The organism is Streptomyces ossamyceticus (assembly GCF_001418475.1).
Lineage (GTDB): Bacteria > Actinomycetota > Actinomycetes > Streptomycetales > Streptomycetaceae > Streptomyces > Streptomyces ossamyceticus.
The window spans coordinates 1-4,038 of record NZ_LIQX01000630.1 but is presented as its reverse complement, the minus strand read 5'-3'; the positions used below and the strand labels follow the sequence as shown (position 1 = coordinate 4,038).

At 73.6% G+C, this 4,038-nt stretch carries 4 protein-coding genes and 1 pseudogene; 2 read left to right on the top strand and 3 right to left on the bottom strand.

Annotation, left to right across the window (positions count from 1 at the left end):
* Window positions 1–182, top strand: a pseudogene (locus AOK15_RS35290) (MBL fold metallo-hydrolase); the annotation flags it as partial.
* 42 nt (window positions 183–224) lie between these two features.
* Window positions 225–1,037, top strand: coding sequence for a DUF3097 domain-containing protein (locus AOK15_RS35285; RefSeq protein ID WP_055522412.1), 813 nt, complete (start codon window positions 225–227; stop codon window positions 1,035–1,037).
* Between the two features lie 9 nt (window positions 1,038–1,046).
* Here AOK15_RS35285 and AOK15_RS35280 read toward each other — a convergent pair whose 3' ends face one another.
* From AOK15_RS35280 to AOK15_RS35270, 3 genes are all read right to left on the bottom strand, one after another.
* On the bottom strand, window positions 1,047–1,661 hold the full coding sequence (locus AOK15_RS35280) for a hypothetical protein (protein ID WP_055522409.1): 615 nt from the start codon (window positions 1,659–1,661) through the stop codon (window positions 1,047–1,049).
* Between the two features lie 51 nt (window positions 1,662–1,712).
* The gene (gene hemW / locus AOK15_RS35275; RefSeq protein ID WP_055522407.1) at window positions 1,713–2,945 is read right to left on the bottom strand and encodes a radical SAM family heme chaperone HemW; all 1,233 of its coding nucleotides are present in this window, start codon (window positions 2,943–2,945) and stop codon (window positions 1,713–1,715) included.
* A gap of 183 nt (window positions 2,946–3,128) precedes the next feature.
* Window positions 3,129–4,038: PP2C family protein-serine/threonine phosphatase (locus AOK15_RS35270; RefSeq protein WP_157870469.1), on the bottom strand; the 910-nt coding region annotated here is incomplete at its 5' end.

Below are 4,038 nucleotides of genomic sequence, written 5' to 3'. Positions count from 1 at the left end.
CCGGCGAGCCCCAGGCCGGCCCGGACGCCGTGCCCTCCCACTGGCCGGCCGCCCTGGACCGGCTCCTGGAGCTGGGCGGCGAGGACGCGCTGTACGTGCCGGGGCACGGGGCGGTGGTCGACGCGGCGTTCGTCCGGGCCCAGCGCGACGCGCTCGCGCACCGCTTCGGCGTGTCGGGCTGAGCGGGGGCGACTCCGGGCGCGGGTTCTCCTATCGTCATCCGAATGCGCCAGTACTCTCCGGATCTGACCCCGCCGTGGAAGAAGCCCAAGCCGGTTCCCGAGGTCCCGGCCGATCCGGGCCTGGTGGTCGAGGAGGCCGACACCGGTTTCTGCGGTGCGGTGATCCGCTGCGAGGCGGGCACGGTGACCCTGGAGGACCGCTTCGGCAAGCACCGGGTGTTCCCGCTGGAGCCGCGAGGGTTCCTGCTGGAGGGGCGGGTGGTGACGCTGGTGCGCCCCTCGTCCGCTGCCCCGCCCCGTCCGACGCGTACGGCGTCCGGCTCGGTCGCCGTCCCCGGCGCCCGCGCGCGGGTGGCCCGCGCCGGCCGCATCTACGTGGAGGGCCGCCACGACGCCGAGCTGGTCGAGAAGGTGTGGGGCGACGACCTGCGGATCGAGGGGGTGGTGGTGGAGTACCTGGAGGGCGTGGACGACCTCCCGGCGATCGTCGCCGAGTTCGCCCCCGGCCCCGACGCGCGCCTGGGCGTCCTGGTCGACCACCTGGTCCCCGGCAGCAAGGAGTCCCGCATCGCCGCGTCCGTGACCGGCGAACACGCGCTCGTCGTGGGCCACCCGTACATCGACATCTGGGAGGCGGTGAAGCCGTCGTCCCTGGGCATCGAGGCGTGGCCGCGGGTGCCCCGCGGGCAGGACTGGAAGACAGGGGTGTGCCGGGCCCTCGGGTGGCCGGAGAACACGGGGGCGGTGTGGCAGGCGATTCTGGGGCGGGTGAGTTCCTACAAGGACCTGGAGCCCGAACTGCTGGGCCGGGTGGAGGAGCTGATCGACTTCGTCACCGTCGGCGACGGCGCGTGATGCCGACGGTCAGCCCTCTCCGCGCCGCCCTGCCGTTCGCTCCCGGTGTCCGGCGACGTCGGGCCGTCCCATGTACGACAGCGGCTGCGCGACCAGCCCGAACCACAGCTCGGGCGCCCACCGGCGCAAAGCCTTCTCGTAGGGCTTGAAGGAGTGCGGGAGGCGGATGCGGTAGCGCACCCGGGGCAGGCCGGGCCGGAGCGGTTCCGTGTCACGGACGAACTGCCACAGCAGCGGGTCGTCGCGGTCGATCTCGTCCCGGGGGCACAGTTCGACGGTGAAGGTTTGGTGCGTGTAGTAGATGCCCACCCCGGCAAGGGAGTCCCAGCGGATCAGGGCGATCTTCTTGCCCCGGATCCACCAGAATCCCGTCGCGTCGAAGGCCGTCACCCATCGACGGGCCCGCCAGCCCGAGACGACCGGGATGGCGAACAGCAGCGCCATGAGCAGGAACGCCATTGCGATCCACCTGGTGAAGGAGCCGCCACCGCCGTACATGAGCTCGTTCACGCCGAGGCCGCCGGAAACGAGCGTCACCGGCGCGAACAGCAGCATCCACAGAAACCGCCGCAGCCCGTGCCGCACGATCGTCGCGTCCGCGGCCGGCGCTCCCCCAGAGATCATGGGGCGGGACCCTAGCCGAGCGACTTCGCTCCCACCAGGGCCATGGCGGCCTCAGTCCACCAGGTCCCGGACCACCGCGTCCGCCAGCAATCGCCCCCGCAGCGTCAGCACCGCGCGGCCCTCCTTGTACGGGCCCGGGTCCAGCAGACCGTCGGACAGGGCGCGTCCGGCCGCCGCAAGGCCCTCCTCGCGCAGCAGGGACAGCGGGCACCCCTCCCGCAGCCTCAGCTCCAGCAGGATCCGCTCCACCCGGCGGTCCTCGTCCGACAGCAGCTCCCGCCCCGCTCCCGGCGACCTCCCCGCCGCCAGCGCGCCCGCGTACGCGCCGGGGTGCTTGACGTTCCACCAGCGCACGCCGCCAACATGGCTGTGCGCGCCGGGGCCCGCGCCCCACCAGTCCGCGCCCCGCCAGTACAGCTCGTTGTGCAGGCACCGGCCGGCGTCGGAGGTCGCCCAGTTGGAGACCTCGTACCACTCGAGGCCCGCCGCCGAAAGCATCTCCTCGGCGATCAGATAGCGGTCGGCGTGCACGTCGTCGTCCGTCATCGGCACCTCGCCCCGCCGGATCCGCCGCGCGAGCTGGGTACCCTCCTCGACGATCAGCGCGTACGCCGAGACGTGGTCCGGCCCGGCGCCGAGCGCCGCGTCAAGGGAGGCCCGCCAGTCGTCGTCGGACTCGCCGGGCGTGCCGTAGATCAGGTCGAGGTTGACGTGCTCGAACCCGGCCGCGCGCGCCTCCGCGACACACGCCTCGGGCCGCCCCGGTGTATGCGTCCGGTCGAGGATCTTCAGCACGTGCTGCCGGGCGCTCTGCATACCGAAGGAGATCCGGTTGAAGCCGCCGGTCCGCAGGGTCGCCAGGTACGCGGGGTCCACGGACTCCGGGTTCGCCTCCGTCGTCACCTCGGCGTCGTCCGCGAGCCCGAACTCGTCCCGGATCGCCCCGAGCATCCGTACGAGATCGTCGGCGGCCAGCAGCGTGGGGGTGCCGCCGCCGACGAAGACCGTGCGGACGGGCCGCGGGTCGTCGCCGAGGACCTTGCGGGCGAGCCGGATCTCGTCGACGACGGTGTCCGCGTAGTTGTCCCGGGACGCGAGCACACCGCCGGTGCCGCGCAGCTCGGTCGCGGTGTAGGTGTTGAAGTCGCAGTACCCGCAGCGGGTCGCGCAGTACGGGACGTGCAGGTAGAACCCGAGAGGCCGCTCGGCAGCCCCGGCCAGGGCGTGTGCTGGCAGCGCCCCGTCGTCGGGAACGGGCTCACCGTCGGGAAGTGCGGAAGGCATGCGTTCCATTGTCCAGCACCGGCCCACCGCCCCCGGACGGCCGTCGTCTCGGGTGACCGTCGTCTCACGGCGGCCGTCGCGTCCGGGCGGCCGTCGCCTCTGGGTGGCCGTCGCCTCTCAGTAGCGGTCGTCGCCTCCGGGGGCCGTCATCCGTGGACGCCTCCTCCCGGTGTCGGCGCGGGGCTACTCCGCCTGGAGCACCAGCAGCGCCAGGTCGTCCTCCGGGGCGCCCTGGCCGAACTCGTGCACGAGTCGACGGATCCGTTCGGCGATCAGCTCGGCGTTGAGCCCGGCGCAGCCGGCCAGCGCGCTCGCGAGGCCGTCGCCGTCGTCGAACATGACGGGACCGCTGCGCCGCTCGGTCACCCCGTCGGTCACGCTGAGCAGCGTGTCGCCGGGGCGCAGCTCGAACGTCTCGGAGACGTACTCCGCATCCTCGATCACCCCGAGCAGGGTCTGCGGCTCGGCCACGGTCCGTACGTCGCCGTCGGGCCCGAGGAGCAGCGGCAGCGGATGCCCGGCGGAGGCGAGGGTGCAGCGGACACCGCCGTCGAAGGGGACGAGTTCGCCGTAGAGGAGGGAGAGGAAGCGGGTCTGGGAGGCCTCGGGGTCGACGAGGCCGGGATCGCCCGCCGTGACCAGGGCCCGCGCGGCGGCGTCGGCCGTCTCGGTCGCGTCGTCGAGGAGGAGCTGGTTGAGGCGGTCGAGTACGTCGGCGACGCCGTAGCCCTCGCGGGCGAGCAGCCGGAGCCAGGGGCGGGCGAGGCCGATGACGACGGCGGCCTCGGGGCCCTTGCCCTGGACGTCGCCGAGGGCGAAGCACCAGCGGCCCCGGCCCGCCGGGAACAGGTCGTAGAAGTCGCCGCTGGGCCCGCCCTTGTCGCGCGGCTCGTACACGAGGGCGCTGGTGACGCCGGGGATCTCGGCGACCGCGCCCGGGAGCAGCCCGCGCTGCAGGACACGGCTGATGGTGGCCTGGCGGGCGTACTGCCGGGCCGCGCCGATCGCCAGCGCGATCCGGCGGCTGAGGTCCTCGACGAGCCCGGTCAGCTCGTCCGGGAAGCGGAGCAGCCCGGCGCGGCCGATCACGAGC